Raw genomic sequence first — 16,963 nt, 5'->3', positions numbered from 1 at the left:
GGATACGTATGTTTGATATCGGGCTTAACCTCACCAGCGCCCAGTTTGCGAAAGACCACGATGAGGTGGTGGCGCGCGCCTTTGCCGCCGGCGTGGGTGGGCTGCTACTGACGGGAACGAATCTGCATGAGAGTGAGCAGGCACGGCAGCTGGCGCAACGCTATCAACACTGCTGGTCCACCGCAGGCGTGCATCCTCATGACAGCAGCCAGTGGACGCATGAAAGCGCTGAGGCGCTTCATCGTCTGGCACAAACGCCAGAAGTGGTTGCCATTGGCGAATGCGGGCTTGATTTCAACCGTAACTTCTCGACACCTGAAGAGCAGGAGAAGGCATTTACCGCCCAGCTCGCGCTGGCAGCAGAGCTGGAGATGCCGGTGTTTATGCACTGTCGCGATGCGCATGAACGTTTTATGGCGCTACTGGAACCCTGGCTGGAGAAACTGCCGGGCGCGGTGTTGCACTGCTTTACGGGCTCCCGTCAGGAAGCGCTGGATTGCCTGAACCGCGGGCTGTATTTGGGTATCACGGGCTGGGTCTGCGATGAGCGTCGTGGGCTGGAACTGCGTGAGCTGTTACCCGTTATCCCGGCCGATCGTTTGCTGCTGGAAACGGATGCGCCGTATCTGTTGCCCCGGGATATGCAGCCCAAACCGCCATCACGACGTAATGAACCGGCCTACCTGGGGCATATTGCTGAGCGAGTGGCGCACTGGCGCGGAGAAGATGCCCAGTGGCTGGCAGCACAAACCGATGATAACGTGCGTCGTCTGTTCGGCGTGCAGTTCTAAACTTTGCGGAAATCGGTGTTTTTAACGCTCTGCAACACCTCTTTGTTCAGCAGGTTGAGCAGCAGCATGGAGCGCGCTTCACCGTCCGGCTCAGCGAAGATGGCCTGTAACCCTTCAAAGGCGCCTTCGGTGATCACCACGCTGTCGCCGGCATAAGGGGTTTCCGGATCGGTAATATCTTCAGGCTGCTGGTAGACAGAAAGCTGATGAATAACCGATGACGGTACTCTTGCCGGATGGGCGCCAAAACGCACAAAATGGCTGACGCCGCGCGTGGCGCTGATCGTCGTGGTGTGGATCACTTCGGGGTCGAACTCGACGAACAGATAGTTCGGGAACAGAGGCTCACTGACGGTCGTGCGTCTTCCACGCTGCATTTTTTCAAGCGTGATCACGGGTGTCAGGCAGTTAACAGACTGACGTTCAAGATGTTCCTGCGCGCGCTGAAGTTGCCCGCGTTTGCAATACAGTAAATACCAGGCCTGCATAATCACTCTTCCCATTGTTCGGGGCGCAAGCATACCAAAACCCTGGCGGGATCGCTAAGGTGATTATAATGGCGAAAAAGAGAGTAAGTCGTGGAAGTTCACGCTAATTTAACAAAATTACAGCATCACGCGGTCTTACGCCGTATAATGAAGCGCTTACAGAGAGGCCATGATTAACTGCATGAAATACCACGATCTACGCGACTTCCTGGCGCTGCTGGAAAAGCAGGGCGAACTCAAACGCATTACGCTTCCTGTTGATCCGTATCTGGAAATGACAGAAATCGCTGACCGAACCCTGCGCGCGGGCGGCCCGGCGTTGCTGTTTGAAAACCCAAAAGGCTACGCCATGCCGGTGCTGTGCAACCTGTTTGGCACACCTCGCCGCGTGGCGCTGGGGATGGGACAGGAAGATGTCACGGCATTACGTGAAGTGGGCAAACTGCTGGCCTTTCTTAAAGAGCCGGAGCCGCCAAAAGGGTTCCGCGACTTGTTCGACAAGCTGCCGCAGTTTAAGCAGGTGCTGAACATGCCCACCAAACGCCTGCGCGGTGCGCCGTGCCAGCAAAAAGTGCTGGAAGGCGATGCGGTGGATCTGACCAAAATTCCCATCATGCAGTGCTGGCCTGACGATGCCGCACCGCTGATCACCTGGGGCCTCACCGTGACGCGTGGGCCGCATAAAGAGCGTCAAAACCTCGGCATTTACCGCCAGCAGCTGATTGGCAAAAACAAGCTCATCATGCGCTGGTTGTCCCATCGCGGCGGGGCGCTGGATTTCCAGGAGTGGTGCGCGGCCCATCCGGGCGAACGCTTCCCGGTTTCAGTCGCGCTGGGTGCCGATCCGGCAACCATTCTGGGCGCGGTGACGCCTGTTCCTGATACGCTGTCTGAATATGCCTTTGCAGGGCTGCTGCGCGGCACCAAAACCGAAGTGGTGAAGTGCATCTCCAGTGACCTGGAAGTGCCGGCCAGCGCAGAGATTGTGCTGGAAGGTTACATTGAACAGGGCGAGCTGGCGCCCGAAGGGCCGTACGGCGACCACACCGGCTATTACAACGAAGTGGATAACTTCCCGGTGTTCACCGTCACCCACATTACCCAGCGTGAAGATGCCATCTATCACTCCACCTATACCGGCCGTCCACCCGACGAACCGGCGGTGCTTGGCGTGGCGCTGAACGAAGTGTTTGTGCCGATCCTGCAAAAGCAGTTCCCGGAAATCGTTGATTTTTATCTGCCGCCGGAAGGGTGTTCGTATCGCCTGGCGGTGGTGACGATGAAGAAGCAGTATGCCGGTCACGCTAAGCGCGTGATGATGGGCGTATGGTCTTTCCTGCGCCAGTTTATGTATACCAAGTTTGTGATTGTCTGCGATGATGACGTCAATGCCCGCGACTGGAATGACGTCATCTGGGCCATCACCACGCGTATGGATCCGGCGCGTGATACGGTGTTAGTGGAAAACACGCCGATTGATTATCTGGACTTTGCCTCGCCGGTTTCCGGACTTGGCTCAAAAATGGGACTGGATGCCACGAATAAATGGCCTGGCGAAACCGACCGTGAATGGGGTCGCCCGATCGAAAAAGATCCTGCCGTGACCGCGCGAATTGACGCGATCTGGGACGAGCTGGCCATAATGAATAACGGTAAGGCAGAATAAGACCGTTTAGCCCTATAGACTTCCCGACAGAGAGAGCGAATGACAACCTTAAGCTGTAAAGTGACGTCGGTAGATGCTATTACCGACACCGTATATCGCGTCCGTTTGGTTCCTGAAGCGGCCTTCTCATTCCGTGCCGGTCAGTACCTGATGGTCGTGATGGACGAGCGTGATAAGCGTCCTTTCTCTATGGCCTCAACGCCAGCAGAGAAGGAATTTATTGAGCTGCATATTGGTGCGTCTGAGCTTAACCTGTACGCGATGGCCGTGATGGACCGCATCCTGAAAGAGCGTGAAATCGTGGTCGATATTCCTCATGGCGAGGCCTGGCTGCGTGAAGACGAAGACCGTCCGCTGATCCTGATTGCCGGTGGCACGGGCTTCTCTTATGTCCGCTCTATTCTGCTGACCGCGCTGGCGCGCAACCCGAATCGCGATATCACCATCTACTGGGGCGGCCGTGAAGAGAAGCATCTTTACGATCTGTCTGAGCTGGAAGCGCTGAGCGTAAATCATCCAAACCTGCGCATCGAGCCGGTTGTCGAGCAGCCTGAAGAGGGCTGGCGCGGGCGCAGCGGTACGGTGCTGACTGCGGTATTGCAGGATCATGGGACGCTGGCCGGGCACGATATCTATATTGCCGGTCGCTTTGAAATGGCAAAAATTGCCCGCGACCTGTTCTGCAACGAGCGTGACGCGCGGGAAGATCGTCTGTTTGGCGATGCGTTTGCGTTTATCTGATTGAGAGACCCGCTTCGGCGGGTTTTTTACGCTCGGGCAATAGCCTGGTGAAAATTTAACCTTGAAATGGGCGGCGCATTGCCGTTATTCTTGTTCCCGTTAAATTTCGCCCTCAGGAGCGCCCCCAAAAATGAACAAACACGACTGATGAATTTCGATCCTTGCTCAACGCACCGCGTCGGCAGGGGATGTTTTGATTTCATTCAGGAGTGCTTATGGCTCATTTTGCGCAGTCCCCCTCTTTTATTTTGCATCAGGTCACCTGTCAGTTTGCGACGGGCGATATCCTTTTTGGTCCACTGAATCTTTCCCTGGATGCGTCAGTGTGCGCGCTGGTTGGCCGCAACGGCAGCGGTAAAACACGCCTTTTGCGGCTGCTGGCAGGGGTTGATGAACCCGCCAGCGGTCATATTGAGCGCTTTGGTACACACGTCTATGTGGCGCAGCAGCAGGATATTTCTGCGGATACCACGCTTGCCGGGTTGCTTGGTTACGACGCGATCTTTGCGGCGCGCACGCGCATCGACAGCGGTCATTATGAACCCGACGATCTCGACACGCTCGACGGTTACTGGGATCTGGCTGAACGGCTGAGCCAGGCTTTTATTGCTGCAAAACTTCCCCCTTTTGACCCGAATAAACGCGTGGCAGAGCTGAGTGGCGGTGAGCGCATTCGTGCCTTGCTGTGCAGCGCATTCACCGCGGATGCTGACTACCTGCTGCTGGACGAACCGACCAACCACCTCGACAGGCAAGGCCGCGTGTGGTTCTACGAGCAGCTTTCCCGGTATCAGGGCGGGGTGCTGGTGGCCTCCCACGACCGTGAGTTGCTGGCCCAGGTATCGCGTATCCTTGAACTGAGCGCATTGGGCCTGCGCAGCTACGGTGGGAATTATGCTGGCTATCGAACCCAGCGTGATGCTGAGCAGCTGGCTGCCCGCGCCGCGCTGGAGCATGCTGCCACCGAACGCAAGCGTACCCGCGCCCGTATGCATAAAGAGCATGACGACAGCCTGCGGCGTTCAGCCAAAACGCTTCGCACGGTCGACAGCCTTAACATCGCCTCGTTTGAACGGGTCAAATACAAAGGGGCGGCGAAAGAGCGTATTGGTTCCTGGAAAAAACAGCATAGCGATCAAAATCATGCTCTGAACGCTGCGGTCAACCAGGCACGCGAGCGGGTTGAAGAGGAGAACGCGGTGATGTTTACCCTGCCGGGCAGTGAAATCCCGGAAGGAAAACAGGTGCTGGTGCTGGAAGAACTGGTGGTTCCGCACGTGCCTGTCTCCCCGATAAACTGGCGAATGGATGGCCCGTTGCGCGTGGCGCTACGCGGGCCGAACGGCTGTGGAAAATCCACGCTGTTGAAAGTGATGTTGGGCGAAACCGCCCCTGTTACGGGAACCTGTAAGGTCTCTGTCAGGTGTGCGTATCTCGATCAGCATCTTTCCCGGCTGGATCTGTCGCAGTCGGTGATGACACACCTTAGCCTCGGCAATACGCCGCTCGAAGAGGGGGCGTTGCGTACCCGTTTAGCGCAGCTTCAGCTGGGCGCAGAGAAAGTGACCCTTCCACTGGCCGAACTGAGTGGCGGCGAGCGCCTGAAGGCCGCGCTGGCCTGCGTATTGTGGCGTGAAGCGGCAACGCAACTGCTGCTTCTGGATGAGCCGACCAACCATCTTGATCTGGCCTCTGTTCAGGCCATAGAAGCGGCCTTAGCCGATTACCCCGGCGCGCTGCTGGTGGTGTCGCATGATGAAGCCTTTCTGGCAGGGCTGAAGCTGACGCATGAACTGGTGTGGGAAGAGACGGGATGGCGATGTGAAAGCCTGTAAACACAAGCCCCCGCAAGGGCGGGGGCGAACAAACTTTATCAGGCTAACTGCTTGCGAAGGTCAGGGTTTGCCTGGATCAGGCGCATCAGCTTTAGCTCGGCTGGGGTTGGTTTTTCACGTTTTGACTCCCACTCCAGCACCATCGCTACGCTGACACCCATCGCTCTTGCGAATTCATCTGTTTTCAGGCCCGATCCTTTGCGTAAACGCTCAAATTCACTAAAAGGATTGGACTTTTGATTCAGGGTAACCGTCGGCGGTACATCTTTAAAAATAATCTGTTCCAGGCTGCTCAGCAGCTCAAACTCAGGATCTTTTAATTCCATTGAGAACTCCTCATAAATCACACATCGGGATCATGAACATCAGAGAGCCTGTTAAGAATAGTCCCTAAACCAGACACAGGATCGTCACGGCTGTGATTAATTGTGCGATAACGATCGCTTTACGCGTTTCAGCTATATGGATAGTTATGCTAATTACCTGATTAGTCATATGTAGGGATGCACAGGTATTTTTTTGTAAATAGTCAGTACAAAAACGGGAATACCCGTTTTGCATGAAAACTCTATCTTGCAAGGCTGACCTGGACTATCCTTGTCAGCGTTGGGCACGCGTGTGCCGGTGTGCGCTTTTTGGGTGAAAGGAGTAATAAAATGGCGACAGGAAAGTCCTGCTCTCGCTGGTTTGCGCCTATTGCGGCGTTGTTGATGGTTGTTAGCCTGAGTGGGTGTTTCGATAAAGAAGGCGATCAGCGCAAAGCGTTTATCGATTTTCTACAGAATACAGTGATGCGTAGCGGCGAGCGTTTACCAACGCTGACTGCGGATCAGAAAAAACAGTTTGGTCCATTCGTGTCGGATTACGCCATTCTGTATGGCTATTCACAGCAGGTAAGCCAGGCGATGGATTCCGGTATTCGCCCGGTAGTGGATAGCGTGAATGCCATCCGCGTTCCACAGGATTATATGACCCAGCGCGAACCGCTGCGCCAGTCAAATGGCGCGCTTGGGGTACTGAGCCAGCAGCTGCAAAATGCCAAAATGCAGGCTGATGCGTCGCGTTCCGCGTTGAAGCAGGGCGAGGATCTCAAACCGGTCTATGACCAGGTGTATGAGAAAGTCGTGACCAAGCCGTCAAACGCCTTGCAACCGCTGATCCCGGCGGCGCAGGTCTTTACTCAGCAGCTGGTTCAGGTGGGTGACTTTATCAGTGAACAAGGTACGCAGGTGAGCTTCGTCTCTAACGGTATCCAGTTCCCGACCTCCCAGCAGGCGAGCCAGTACAACGCGCTGATCGGGCCGCTCGCGTCCCAGCATCAGGCCTTCAGCCAGGCCTGGAGCGCAGCGGTCGCTGCTACGGAATAAGAAAAACCCCCGCTTCGGCGGGGTTTTTTTTATGCTTGATGAAAATAACGCTTGTCATTCATCTACCACATCGGTATAACTATGTTCGTCGGTTTGTTACACAGACCTAAAGCAGTTTAGTAAAGCAGTCCAGATTGTTATCCATAGATACCCTTCGTAGTGACCCTTCCTTCATCGCTTAAAAATCTGTAACGCAATCCATCAAGCCGGAAGGCACAATATATTTTTAATAAGGTAATTTCTATGTCTGCTAAAATGACTGGTCTGGTAAAATGGTTCAACGCTGATAAAGGTTTCGGCTTCATCACTCCTGACGATGGCTCTAAAGACGTGTTCGTACACTTCTCTGCTATCCAGAACGATGGCTACAAATCTCTGGATGAAGGTCAGAAAGTTTCCTTCACCATCGAAAGCGGCGCTAAAGGCCCAGCAGCTGGTAACGTTGTAAGCCTGTAAGCTTCCAGCCCAGTAGCACAAAATTCAAAAACCCGCCTTCTGGCGGGTTTTTTCGTTTCTACTGCTGTATCTGTGGGTTAACGCAGTTCTTATCCACTTTACCGCCAAGCGCGGCAATCAGATTATCCACTGCGGTCGCCGCCATATTGTAGCGTGTTTCATGAGTGGCAGAGCCGATGTGGGGCAGGGCGACGACGTTCGGCATGGTCAGTAGCGGAGAATCCACCGGCAGCGGCTCCTGTTCAAACACGTCCAGACCGGCGGCGTGGATCTCACCGTTTTGCAGTGCCTCAATCAGCGCCTTCTCATCGACCACCGGACCACGACCCGCGTTGATGAAAATGGCCGATTTCTTCATCTTTTCAAACGCCGCTTTGCCGATGAGATGACGCGTTTCATCCGTCAGCGGCAGGATCAGGCAGACAAAGTCGGCTTCCCGCAACAGCGTATCAAGCTCGCAATAGCGGGCATTGAAACGTTCTTCAGCTTCACTGTGGTGACGGCGTGCGTTATACAGGATGGGCATGTTGAAGCCAAAATGCGCGCGCTGTGCCAGCGCCAGTCCGATACGGCCCATCCCAACAATCCCCAGCGTTTTGCCATGAACGTCCACGCCGAACCAGTCCGGGCCAATGCTTTTCGTCCATTCGCCCGCTTTCACGCGCTCGGCCACTTCCACCACGCGACGGGCGGTGCTGAGCACCAGCGCCATCAGCGTGTCGGCGACGGTTTCCGTCAGGGCATGCGGCGTGTGCATCAGCAGGATGTTGCGCGCGTTTAGCGCATCCACGTCGAAATTGTCGTATCCCACCGAAACGGTTGAGGTAGCACGAAGCTTCGGCATTTTCTCCAGCAGCGCTGCATCCACCTTTTCGCTCGAACCCAGCAGGCCCTCGGCGCTGGCAAACGCGTCGGCGTGCTGTGCCACGGTTTCCGGGCTGAGGTTCTTTACCCGGGTAACGGTAAAGTGTTCCTCCAGGCGTTTTTGCAGATCTTCAGGCAGTGCTTTGTACAAAATGACGGACGGCTTCATGCTAATCTCCGTTGATTTTAAAAGGATTCAGGCGTGGCGTGCGCCGACGGGTAGCTGTTGATTATTAGCAGGCTTAACAATCAGAGTAAGCCATACCGAGGCAAAAAGCGCCACCCCCATAAAGATGTAAGAGGCCGACGGGCTGCCGGTGGCGCCGTTCAGATAGCCCACAAACCACGAGCCAAAGAACGAACCCAGCGCACCCATACTGTTGATCAACGCCATCGCGCCCCCTGCGACGTTACGCGGCAGCATTTCCGGGATGATGGCAAAGAACGGACCATACGGGGCATACATGGCCGCACCCGCAATCACCAGCAGAGTGTACGAGACCCAGAAGTGGTTTGCGCCTACGGCCCAGGAGCCAATGAAGGCAAAAGCAGCGATCAGCAGCAGTGGCCAGACGAACAGCTTACGGTTTTGCAGCTTGTCCGATGCCCAGGAGACGATAATCATCGCGATGGTCGCAGCCAGGTAAGGCACGGATGACAGCCAGCCCACTTCCACCATGCCAAGGTTTTCACCGCCGCTGCGGATAATCGACGGCAGCCACAGCACAAAGCCGTACACGCCAATACTCCAGGTAAAATACTGTGCGCACAGCAGAATAACGTTCCGGGAGCGGAAGGCTTCACCGTAGTTACGCACCGCTTTCAGCCCCTGCTGCTCTTTATCCAGCTGCGCCTGGAGCGCGGCTTTTTCGTCCTCAGAAAGCCATTTTGCCTGGGCTGGCTTATCTTTCACCAGCACCCACCAGCAGAAGGCCCAGATAATCGCGGGAACCCCTTCGATGATGAACATCTCGCGCCAGCCGAAGGACTGAATCAGGTAGCCGGAAACCACCGACATCCACAACACGGTGACCGGGTTACCGAGTATCAGGAACGTATTAGCACGTGAACGCTCAGATTTTGTGAACCAGTTGCTGATGTAAATCAGCATTGCTGGCATGACAGCCGCCTCAACCACGCCGAGAATAAAGCGAATAGCCGCCAGAGCAGGAATGTTATTCACCACGCCAGTAAGCGACGCACAGGCACCCCATAAGATCAGGCAGATGAAAATGAGCTTTCGCACGCTGCGGCGTTCAGCGTAAATCGCGCCGGGGATCTGGAAGAAGAAATAACCCAGGAAGAAGAGGGCACCCAGCAGGGAGGAGACCCCTTTGGTGATCCCGAGGTCTTCGTTGATCCCGGCGGCGGATGCGAAACTGAAGTTGGCACGATCCAGGTACGCCAGGCTGTACGTGATAAACACGATTGGCATGATGTACCACCAGCGTTTTACTGCATTGGTCGAACTGTTCATAGGCTTGCCTCTGTTGTTGAGGTTGTTGCCGCCGTTGTCTGTAGGGTACACGGTGGCTTAATTATCTGGTGCGGATTGCTGCCCTCACCCAGGCCCTCTCCCACAGGGAGAGGGAATTTAGACGCCGAGCTCTGCTCGTGTTGGTAATCCTTCGCTGTCGCCCTGCACCTGAATCGCCAGCGAACCAATTTTGTTGCCTCGCGCCACGGCCTGCGACAGCGGTTTGCCCTCCAGCAGAGCGCTGATGACCCCGACGGCAAACCCATCGCCCGCGCCCACGGTATCGACCACGTTGTCGACTTTTACCGCAGCGACAGCGCCTTGCTCACCGTCGGCAGTTTTGAACCATGCGCCGTCGGCACCGGTTTTGAGCACCACGGCTTTTACCCCTCTGTTGAGGTAAAAATCAGCAATGCCTTCGGGCGTGCTTTCGCCAGTAAGGATCATTCCCTCTTTTATGCCAGGCAGAACCCAGTCCGCCTGAAACGCCAGTCGGTTGAGTTTCTCAGCCATCTCCGCTTCGCTTTTCCACAGCACCGGGCGCAGGTTCGGATCAAAGGAGATGGTTTTGCCCTGCGCTTTCATTGCCGAAGCCGCATGATCCAGTAAATCGTACGAGCTGGCCGAGAGCGCCGCCGCCACGCCGCTCAGGTGCAGGTGGCGCGCGGAGGAGAAATACGCGGCGTGATAATCATCCACGGAGAGATGGCTTGCCGCTGAGCCTTTGCGGAAATACTCCACGATGGGATCGGTTCCATTTTCAACTTTAGATTTCAGCTGAAAGCCCGTCGCAAAGCGTCCGTCGAGGGTCACGCCTGCGGCATCAATACCCTCTTTTTTCAGCGAGTCGAGAACAAAATGGCCAAAGCTGTCATTTCCCACGCGGCTTACCCAGCCGACATTCAGCCCCAGACGCGCAAGGCCGGTAGCAACATTCAGCTCGGCACCTGCCACGCGTTTAATGAAGTGCTCCACTGCGCTCAGCTCGCCCGTTTCGGTGGCGACAAACATCGCCATGGCCTCGCCAATGGTGATGACATCCAGCGTCTTGTGCATGGTTTACTCCTCGCGCAGCAGGTTGACGTAATGGCGGGTGACGGCGGTGAGATCCGTCCCTTCCAGCGGAAATTCGATACCGCGTGGCGCATCGGCAGGGAGCTGATTAAGCAGATCCCGCCAGCGAGAATCGGCCTGATCCGGCGCGACGGCGCGGAACTGCGCCTTATGTGGGACCGCGGCCTTAACATGAATATAGCTCACGGCGGGAGCCAGCTGACGTGCAGCCTCTTCCGGGGAGTCGCCAACCCACAGCCAGTTGCCCATATCGAACGTCAGCGTGACCGGCAGCGCCATTACCCGGCAGGCGGCTTTGAAACGCTGCATCGGCGCGAGCTGCCCGCAGTCGGTCTGGTCGTTTTCCACCACCAGCGTCATGCCGCTTTCATCCAGCAGTGCGCGCAGGGCTTCAAGCGGCTGTTTGTCGCTGAAATGACCCAGCGAGACTTTAAGCCACAGCGCGTTCAGGGCGCTGGCTTCGCTAAGGTAGCGCGGGAGATCCGTGTTGAGGGTGCCATCGGGCATAAACAGGGGGGCCGGGGCGGAGTAGCACGCCAGTAAACCCAGCAGTTCAATGGACTCGCCGAGCGCAGGCAGGGCCATTAACTCGTCGTTGCTGAAGAGCTCGCGGCGGATTTCAACGCCATCAGCTCCTGCGCCGGCAATAACGGGAAGCATCGCCCGTTGACCGCCTGCCTGTCGCACCTGGTCCGCGCCATACGCGGCGGTGACCACCATAATTTTCCTGCTCATTTCCTGACTCCAGAGCGTAATCGATAGTATTACGCTAGATGGAACCGGTTCCAAAGAAAAGATCGGGATGCTGAATTTATGATCGCTGTCACGAAGGGGAAATTAACGGGCAGTAGAGCCGCGAACGATCAGCTCGCCGGAAAAAACCTGCTCGCGTACGGCGTCGCGGGTGCCTTCAATGCGGCGAACCACTTGTTCAACTGCGGCATAGCCGATCTGCCAGGTGGGTTGTTTGAGGGTGGTGATGCCTACGCCAGCAAGTTCTGCCCACTCCAGTTCATCAAAGCCGAGTAAGCCGATGTCGCTGCCCCAGTGCAGGCCAATGCGTTTAAGCGAGCGGGCAACCTGAAGCGTCAGCGCCCCGTTCGCGGAGATCACCGCTTTGCGCATTCCCCGATGGCGGGTATGGAACTGGCGCAGGGTATTATCCAGCTGCCCGGCTTCATGCAGGGGGATTTCGGCATTCTCGGCGATCACGCCGGGATATCGCGCCAGCGTGGCACGAAATGCAGCCAGGCGGTCGCGGCGGGTGTTAACCATGCCCAGCGGTTCGCTCAGGAATAAAATGGCTTCGAAGCCCTGTTCAATCAGGTGCTCAGTGGCGGTGGTGGCCGCCTGGGTGTTATCCAGCCCGACCACATCGCAGGCAAATTCCGGGATTTTTCGGTCAATAAGCACCATTGGCAGAGAGGATTGTTGCAGGCGATTTAGCCCCTCTTCTCGCATCCCGACGGCATTCACCACAATCCCTTCCACCTGATAGCTGCGCAGCAGATCGAGGTAATGCAGCTCCTGATCAACCTCGTTATTGGTGTTACAGACCAGCGGGGTAAAGCCTTTCTCACGGCACGCCGCTTCGATGCCGCTGAGGACGTTAACGGAATAGGGGTTGGTGATATCGGCGATGATGAGGCCAATCAGACGGGTGCGGCCCCGCTTGAGGCCGCGCGCCATCAGGCTGGGACGGTAGTCGAGATCGGCAATGGCCTGTTCGATTCGTGCCAGCAGCGCATCGGAAAGCAGGTGTTTCTCGCCGTTGAGGTAGCGTGAAATGCTGGTTTTACCGGTTTTGGCGGCTTTCGCCACGTCGCTGATGGTGGCCCGGGTTGGTTTGATCATCGCTGATTTCCCTGAATTTAGTGAGAATACCTTAGCGGGAAAATCTGGCGAATCAAGCAATTTACCGGGTGGCGCTGCGCTTACCGGAGGTTGCGGTCTGATGTCCTCACCCCAACCCTCTCCCACGGGAGAGGGCGCAAACACTAAAAACGGCAACGGGGTTGCCGTTTTGCTTTTAACTACTGCACCGGGCTTAACGTAATCTCAACGCGGCGGTTCTGCGCTTTGCCTTCCGCCGTGCTGTTGCTGGCGATCGGGTTAGCCGGACCCATGCCGCTGGTGCGGATGCGGTTCGCTTCTACGCCCTGGGCGATCAGCGAGCTGGCCACGGAATCGGCGCGCTGCTGGGACAGACGCATGTTCAGATCCTGGCTGCCGGTGCTGTCGGTGTAGCCAATCACGTTCACGGCAGTTTTATTGTACTCTTTCAGCACTGCGGCCACGCCGGTCAGGGTGTTTGCGCCTGCGGGTTTCAGCGTCGCGCTGCTGCTGTCAAAGGTCACGTTGTTTGGCATGTTCAGGATGATGTTGTCACCGCTGCGCGTCACGCTCACGCCCGTACCTTTCATTTTGTCACGCAGTTTTGCTTCCTGCACGTCCATGTAATAACCCACGCCGCCGCCCAGGGCTGCGCCTGCCGCTGCGCCAATCAGCGCACCTTTGCCGCGATCTTTCTTGGAGGAGGAGAGTACGCCAACGCCAGCGCCCACCAGGGAACCAATACCCGCGCCAATGCCGGATTTGCCCGCTTCGCGTTCACCGGTGTAAGGGTTGGTTGTGCAGCCTGAAACAGCCAGTGCGCCGCTCACCAGAGCGGCAATAACGAGTACGCGTTTTTTCATCTTATTTCCTTAATCCTTTTTATTCTTTGCCACGATGGACGTGGCAGTGGATTATGACGTCCGGATACGGAGAAAATTCAGTGTATAACTCTGAAATTTGTCACAAACGATAAACTGCCTCAATGAAAGGCCGAAACACCTGCACGCAACCAGGAGCGCACGCTTTGAGCACCTCAACAAAAACCATTCTGACCGCCGCCCACTGGGGGCCGATGCTGGTCGAAACCGATGGCGACACTGTGCTGTCGTCTCGCGGGGCTTTGCCTTCGCGCCATCTCAACTCTTTACAGACCGTCGTTCGCGATCAGGTACACAGTAAAACCCGCGTCCGCTGGCCGATGGTGCGTAAAGGCTTTCTGGCGTCACCGGATAAGCCGCAGGGTATTCGTGGGCAGGATGAGTTCGTACGCGTGAGCTGGGACGACGCGCTGGCGTTGATCCATACCCAGCATAAACGCATTCGCGACAGCTATGGCCCGTCGTCCATTTTTGCCGGCTCCTATGGCTGGCGCTCGAACGGCGTGCTGCATAAGGCCGCAACCCTGCTGCAACGCTATATGAGCCTGGCCGGAGGATACACCGGCCATCTGGGCGATTACTCGACCGGCGCGGCGCAGGCAATCATGCCGTATGTCGTGGGCGGGAATGAGGTTTATCAGCAGCAGACCAGCTGGCCGCTGGTGCTGGAGCATGCGGAGGTGGTGGTGCTCTGGAGCGCCAACCCGCTCAATACCCTGAAAATTGCCTGGAATGCGTCCGACGAGCAGGGCGTTTCCTACTTTGATGCGCTGCGCAAAAGCGGCAAGCGCATCATCTGTATCGATCCGATGCGTTCTGAAACGCTGGATTTCTTCGGCGACAGCGCCGAGTGGATCGCGCCGCATATGGGCACCGACGTGGCGATGATGCTGGGCATCGCCCACACCCTGGTGGAGAACGGCTGGCACGATACGGAATTTCTGGCGCGCTGCACCACGGGCTTCGATAAATTTGCCGACTACCTGACGGGACAAACCGACGGTATCGCCAAAACCGCAGAGTGGGCTGCGGCGATTTGTGGCGTTGATGCCGTTAAAATCCGCGAACTGGCGACGTTATTCCATAGCCGTGTCACGATGCTTATGTCCGGCTGGGGGATGCAGCGCCAGCAGTTTGGCGAGCAGAAGCACTGGATGCTGGTGACGCTCGCCGCGATGCTCGGGCAGATTGGCACACCCGGCGGCGGTTTTGGGCTTTCCTATCACTTTGCTAACGGCGGCAACCCGACGCGAAAAGCCGCGGTGCTGGCCTCCATGCAGGGCTCAGTGCAGGGTGGCGTGGACGCGGTAGATAAAATTCCGGTGGCACGCATTGTTGAAGCCCTGGAGAACCCAGGCGGGTTTTATCAGCACAACGGCCAGGATCGGCATTTCCCGGATATTAAGTTTGTCTGGTGGGCGGGTGGGGCCAACTTCACCCATCACCAGGATACTAACCGCCTGATCCGCGCCTGGCAGAAACCGGAGCTGGTGGTGATCTCGGAGTGCTTCTGGACCGCGTCAGCGAAACATGCCGATATCGTTTTGCCCGCCACGACCTCGTTCGAGCGTAACGATCTCACCATGACGGGGGATTACAGCAATCAGCATATGGTGCCGATGAAGCGCGTCGTGGCTCCCCGGGATGAAGCGCGGGATGATTTTGATGTCTTTGCCGACCTGAGTGAAATGTGGGAAGCGGGCGGTCGGGAGCGTTTCACCGAGGGCAAAACCGATCTGCAATGGCTGGAAACGTTTTACCAGATTGCCAGCCAGCGCGGGGCTGCGCAGGGCGTGACGCTGCCGCCATTCGCTGAGTTCTGGGAGGCGAATCAACTCTTCGAAATGCCGGAAAGCGAGCAGAATGCGCGGTTTGTGCGCTTTGCTGACTTCCGTCGCGATCCGGAGAATCACCCGCTAAAAACCGAAAGCGGGAAGATTGTGATCTACAGCGAACGCATCGCCAGCTTTGGCTACGCGGACTGTCCGCCACATCCGGCGTGGCTGGAGCCGGACGAATGGCATGGCAATGCGCAGCCGGGGCAGCTTCAGCTGCTGTCTGCCCATCCCGCCCATCGTCTGCACAGCCAGCTCAACTATTCGGCTTTGCGCGAGCAGTATGCGGTGGCGGGTCGTGAGCCGATTGCGCTGAACAGCGATGACGCAAAGGCGCGGGGGATTAACCACGGCGACCTCGTTCGGGTCTGGAACGCGCGCGGGCAGGTGCTGGCAGGCGCCGTGGTGAGTGACGGGATCCGCCCTGGCGTTTTCTGCATTCATCAGGGCGCATGGCCGGATCTGGCGCTGGACGAGGGCGGTATTTGTAAGAACGGCGCCGTAAACGTGCTGACCAAAGATCTCCCCAGCTCGAAGCTGGGGAATGGCTGCGCGGGGAATACGGCGCTGGCATGGGTGGAGAAATATGAGGGGCCGGCGCTTACCCTTACGGCGTTTGATCCGCCTGCCAGCTCATGATCCACGTCGGGTGTTGGGTATCATCCTGCCAGGCGCTGTCTTCGATGCGAAAACCCTGAGCATGATAGAAATTCACCGCCCGCACGTTTTTCTGATACACCTCCAGAGTTAAATACGGATAGTGCTGCTGAACGTGGTTCAGCAGCGCACGCCCGATCCCCTTTCCGATGAACGCCGGGGCGATAAACAACGCCCCCACGAACTGGAACTGCATGACGCTGATAAAACCGCACAGGGTACCGTTTTCTTCCCAGACCCAGGTCTCGGCGGCGGGAAGGTATTCATCCCGCACTACCGCTTCATTCGCTTGCCAGTAACTTGCGTCGATAAACGGATGCGCCTCGGTGGTGCTCTCCAGCCACAGACTCAAAAGCGGAGCGGTGTCCTCACTTTGCCATTTGCGGATCATGGTGGCCCTCCGGATGGCAGAAGCAGCCCGTAATGTGGTCATTGACCAGCCCGCAGGCCTGCATAAAGGAGTAACAGATGGTGGTGCCCACAAACTTAAAGCCGCGTTTTTTCAGCGCTTTCGACAGGGCATCTGAGGCGGGGGTCGACGTTGGGATCTCTGCAAGCGTGGCGGCCTGCGTCACCTTCGGCTCGTTATCCACAAACGACCAGACGAATGCTGAGAAGGGTTCGCCGTTTTGCTCCATCGCCAGATAAGCACGCGCGTTACCAATAATGGCCTGAATTTTACCGCGATGGCGGATGATACCGGTATCCAGAACCAGCCTTTCCACGTCGTCGTCGGTCATGGCGGCAACCGCAGCCGGATCGAACTGGTGGAAGGCTTTGCGATAGTTCTCACGCTTTTTCAGAACGGTGATCCACGACAGTCCGGCCTGCTGGCCTTCAAGGCAAATCATTTCAAACAGTTTTTTACCGTCGGTTTCCGGTACGCCCCATTCCTTGTCGTGATAATCGATATAAAGCTGATCCTGGCTTACCCAGCCGCAACGTTGCATAGGTCATCTCCCTTCCTGATACGGTAAACGCAAAAATTTCAATCTGCC

17 protein-coding genes are annotated in these 16,963 nt (G+C 56.7%); 7 read left to right on the top strand and 10 right to left on the bottom strand.

Annotated features, from left to right (window positions below; genetic code table 11):
- Positions 1-8: 8 nt before the first annotated feature.
- The gene (tatD, locus tag SK62_RS19970) at positions 9-791 is read left to right on the top strand and encodes a 3'-5' ssDNA/RNA exonuclease TatD (RefSeq protein WP_017694739.1); all 783 of its coding nucleotides are present in this window, start codon (positions 9-11) and stop codon (positions 789-791) included.
- Here tatD and rfaH read toward each other — a convergent pair.
- Positions 788-1,279, bottom strand: a complete 492-nt coding sequence (rfaH, locus tag SK62_RS19965; RefSeq protein WP_003860779.1) for a transcription/translation regulatory transformer protein RfaH — start codon at positions 1,277-1,279, stop codon at positions 788-790. The two genes, tatD and rfaH, sit on opposite strands and share 4 nt — an antisense overlap.
- A 169-nt stretch (positions 1,280-1,448) precedes the next feature.
- Here rfaH and ubiD point away from each other — a divergent pair, with 169 nt between their 5' ends.
- The 3 genes from ubiD to SK62_RS19950 all read left to right on the top strand — a co-directional run bounded on the left by ubiD (position 1,449) and on the right by SK62_RS19950 (position 5,521).
- Positions 1,449-2,945 (top strand): 4-hydroxy-3-polyprenylbenzoate decarboxylase, encoded by a 1,497-nt coding sequence (gene ubiD / locus SK62_RS19960; RefSeq protein WP_032652159.1) that lies wholly within the window; start codon positions 1,449-1,451, stop codon positions 2,943-2,945.
- Between the two features lie 39 nt (positions 2,946-2,984).
- A complete protein-coding gene (gene fre, locus SK62_RS19955) occupies positions 2,985-3,686 on the top strand; it encodes an NAD(P)H-flavin reductase (protein WP_003860778.1) in 702 nt (233 codons plus the stop codon).
- A gap of 215 nt (positions 3,687-3,901) precedes the next feature.
- Positions 3,902-5,521 carry an ABC-F family ATP-binding cassette domain-containing protein gene (locus SK62_RS19950; protein ID WP_047718507.1) on the top strand — a complete coding sequence of 540 codons (1,620 nt, stop codon included), beginning with the start codon at positions 3,902-3,904 and terminating at the stop codon, positions 5,519-5,521.
- 38 nt (positions 5,522-5,559) lie between these two features.
- Here the strand turns inward: SK62_RS19950 and SK62_RS19945 are convergent, their stop codons facing one another.
- Positions 5,560-5,847 (bottom strand): HTH-type transcriptional regulator, encoded by a 288-nt coding sequence (locus SK62_RS19945; protein WP_003860776.1) that lies wholly within the window; start codon positions 5,845-5,847, stop codon positions 5,560-5,562.
- A 330-nt stretch (positions 5,848-6,177) separates the two neighbouring features.
- Here SK62_RS19945 and SK62_RS19935 point away from each other — a divergent pair, with 330 nt between their 5' ends.
- Positions 6,178-6,888, top strand: a complete 711-nt coding sequence (locus SK62_RS19935; RefSeq protein WP_017383576.1) for a DUF3053 domain-containing protein — start codon at positions 6,178-6,180, stop codon at positions 6,886-6,888.
- 243 nt (positions 6,889-7,131) lie between these two features.
- Positions 7,132-7,344 carry a transcription antiterminator/RNA stability regulator CspE gene (gene cspA / locus SK62_RS19930; RefSeq protein ID WP_003860775.1) on the top strand — a complete coding sequence of 71 codons (213 nt, stop codon included), beginning with the start codon at positions 7,132-7,134 and terminating at the stop codon, positions 7,342-7,344.
- 58 nt (positions 7,345-7,402) lie between these two features.
- On the opposite strand, the gene ghrB is transcribed toward cspA, so the two are convergent.
- The 6 genes from ghrB to SK62_RS19900 form a co-directional block, all read right to left on the bottom strand.
- A complete protein-coding gene (gene ghrB, locus SK62_RS19925) occupies positions 7,403-8,377 on the bottom strand; it encodes a glyoxylate/hydroxypyruvate reductase GhrB (protein WP_017694736.1) in 975 nt (324 codons plus the stop codon).
- A gap of 27 nt (positions 8,378-8,404) precedes the next feature.
- Entirely contained in the window at positions 8,405-9,685 is a 1,281-nt protein-coding gene (locus SK62_RS19920; RefSeq protein WP_017694735.1) for an MFS transporter, read from the bottom strand.
- Between the two features lie 117 nt (positions 9,686-9,802).
- The gene (locus SK62_RS19915; protein WP_017383575.1) at positions 9,803-10,741 is read right to left on the bottom strand and encodes a sugar kinase; all 939 of its coding nucleotides are present in this window, start codon (positions 10,739-10,741) and stop codon (positions 9,803-9,805) included.
- A gap of 3 nt (positions 10,742-10,744) precedes the next feature.
- Positions 10,745-11,494 (bottom strand): sugar phosphate isomerase/epimerase family protein, encoded by a 750-nt coding sequence (locus SK62_RS19910; RefSeq protein ID WP_047718509.1) that lies wholly within the window; start codon positions 11,492-11,494, stop codon positions 10,745-10,747.
- 102 nt (positions 11,495-11,596) lie between these two features.
- On the bottom strand, positions 11,597-12,613 hold the full coding sequence (locus SK62_RS19905; protein WP_015569988.1) for a LacI family DNA-binding transcriptional regulator: 1,017 nt from the start codon (positions 12,611-12,613) through the stop codon (positions 11,597-11,599).
- A 179-nt stretch (positions 12,614-12,792) separates the two neighbouring features.
- A complete protein-coding gene (locus SK62_RS19900) occupies positions 12,793-13,455 on the bottom strand; it encodes an OmpA family lipoprotein (RefSeq protein WP_045142459.1) in 663 nt (220 codons plus the stop codon).
- A gap of 122 nt (positions 13,456-13,577) precedes the next feature.
- Between SK62_RS19900 and SK62_RS19895 the strand changes: the two genes are divergently transcribed.
- The gene (locus tag SK62_RS19895) at positions 13,578-15,947 is read left to right on the top strand and encodes a molybdopterin guanine dinucleotide-containing S/N-oxide reductase (RefSeq protein ID WP_044488942.1); all 2,370 of its coding nucleotides are present in this window, start codon (positions 13,578-13,580) and stop codon (positions 15,945-15,947) included.
- On the opposite strand, the gene SK62_RS19890 is transcribed toward SK62_RS19895, so the two are convergent.
- Together SK62_RS19890 and tag are read right to left on the bottom strand one after the other, a co-directional pair.
- Positions 15,916-16,356, bottom strand: coding sequence for an N-acetyltransferase (locus SK62_RS19890; protein ID WP_015569985.1), 441 nt, complete (start codon positions 16,354-16,356; stop codon positions 15,916-15,918). The genes SK62_RS19895 and SK62_RS19890 overlap by 32 nt on opposite strands.
- Positions 16,334-16,915, bottom strand: coding sequence for a DNA-3-methyladenine glycosylase I (gene tag, locus SK62_RS19885; RefSeq protein WP_017383572.1), 582 nt, complete (start codon positions 16,913-16,915; stop codon positions 16,334-16,336). Before tag ends, SK62_RS19890 begins: the two co-directional genes overlap by 23 nt.
- Positions 16,916-16,963: the final 48 nt, after the last annotated feature.

It is taken from the genome of Enterobacter sp. BIDMC109 (assembly GCF_001037885.1).
Lineage (GTDB): Bacteria > Pseudomonadota > Gammaproteobacteria > Enterobacterales > Enterobacteriaceae > Enterobacter > Enterobacter hormaechei_C.
The sequence above is the reverse complement of the archived record's forward strand: the minus strand, read 5'-3'. Positions and strand labels throughout refer to the sequence as shown.

Coding starts and splice junctions, on each gene's coding strand:
- tatD (WP_017694739.1), top strand. CDS start 9: ATGTTTGATATCGGGCTTAACCTCACCAGCGCCCAGTTTGCGAAAGAC.
- rfaH (WP_003860779.1), bottom strand. CDS start 1,279: ATGCAGGCCTGGTATTTACTGTATTGCAAACGCGGGCAACTTCAGCGC.
- ubiD (WP_032652159.1), top strand. CDS start 1,449: ATGATTAACTGCATGAAATACCACGATCTACGCGACTTCCTGGCGCTG.
- fre (WP_003860778.1), top strand. CDS start 2,985: ATGACAACCTTAAGCTGTAAAGTGACGTCGGTAGATGCTATTACCGAC.
- SK62_RS19950 (WP_047718507.1), top strand. CDS start 3,902: ATGGCTCATTTTGCGCAGTCCCCCTCTTTTATTTTGCATCAGGTCACC.
- SK62_RS19945 (WP_003860776.1), bottom strand. CDS start 5,847: ATGGAATTAAAAGATCCTGAGTTTGAGCTGCTGAGCAGCCTGGAACAG.
- SK62_RS19935 (WP_017383576.1), top strand. CDS start 6,178: ATGGCGACAGGAAAGTCCTGCTCTCGCTGGTTTGCGCCTATTGCGGCG.
- cspA (WP_003860775.1), top strand. CDS start 7,132: ATGTCTGCTAAAATGACTGGTCTGGTAAAATGGTTCAACGCTGATAAA.
- ghrB (WP_017694736.1), bottom strand. CDS start 8,377: ATGAAGCCGTCCGTCATTTTGTACAAAGCACTGCCTGAAGATCTGCAA.
- SK62_RS19920 (WP_017694735.1), bottom strand. CDS start 9,685: ATGAACAGTTCGACCAATGCAGTAAAACGCTGGTGGTACATCATGCCA.
- SK62_RS19915 (WP_017383575.1), bottom strand. CDS start 10,741: ATGCACAAGACGCTGGATGTCATCACCATTGGCGAGGCCATGGCGATG.
- SK62_RS19910 (WP_047718509.1), bottom strand. CDS start 11,494: ATGAGCAGGAAAATTATGGTGGTCACCGCCGCGTATGGCGCGGACCAG.
- SK62_RS19905 (WP_015569988.1), bottom strand. CDS start 12,613: ATGATCAAACCAACCCGGGCCACCATCAGCGACGTGGCGAAAGCCGCC.
- SK62_RS19900 (WP_045142459.1), bottom strand. CDS start 13,455: ATGAAAAAACGCGTACTCGTTATTGCCGCTCTGGTGAGCGGCGCACTG.
- SK62_RS19895 (WP_044488942.1), top strand. CDS start 13,578: ATGAAAGGCCGAAACACCTGCACGCAACCAGGAGCGCACGCTTTGAGC.
- SK62_RS19890 (WP_015569985.1), bottom strand. CDS start 16,356: ATGATCCGCAAATGGCAAAGTGAGGACACCGCTCCGCTTTTGAGTCTG.
- tag (WP_017383572.1), bottom strand. CDS start 16,915: ATGCAACGTTGCGGCTGGGTAAGCCAGGATCAGCTTTATATCGATTAT.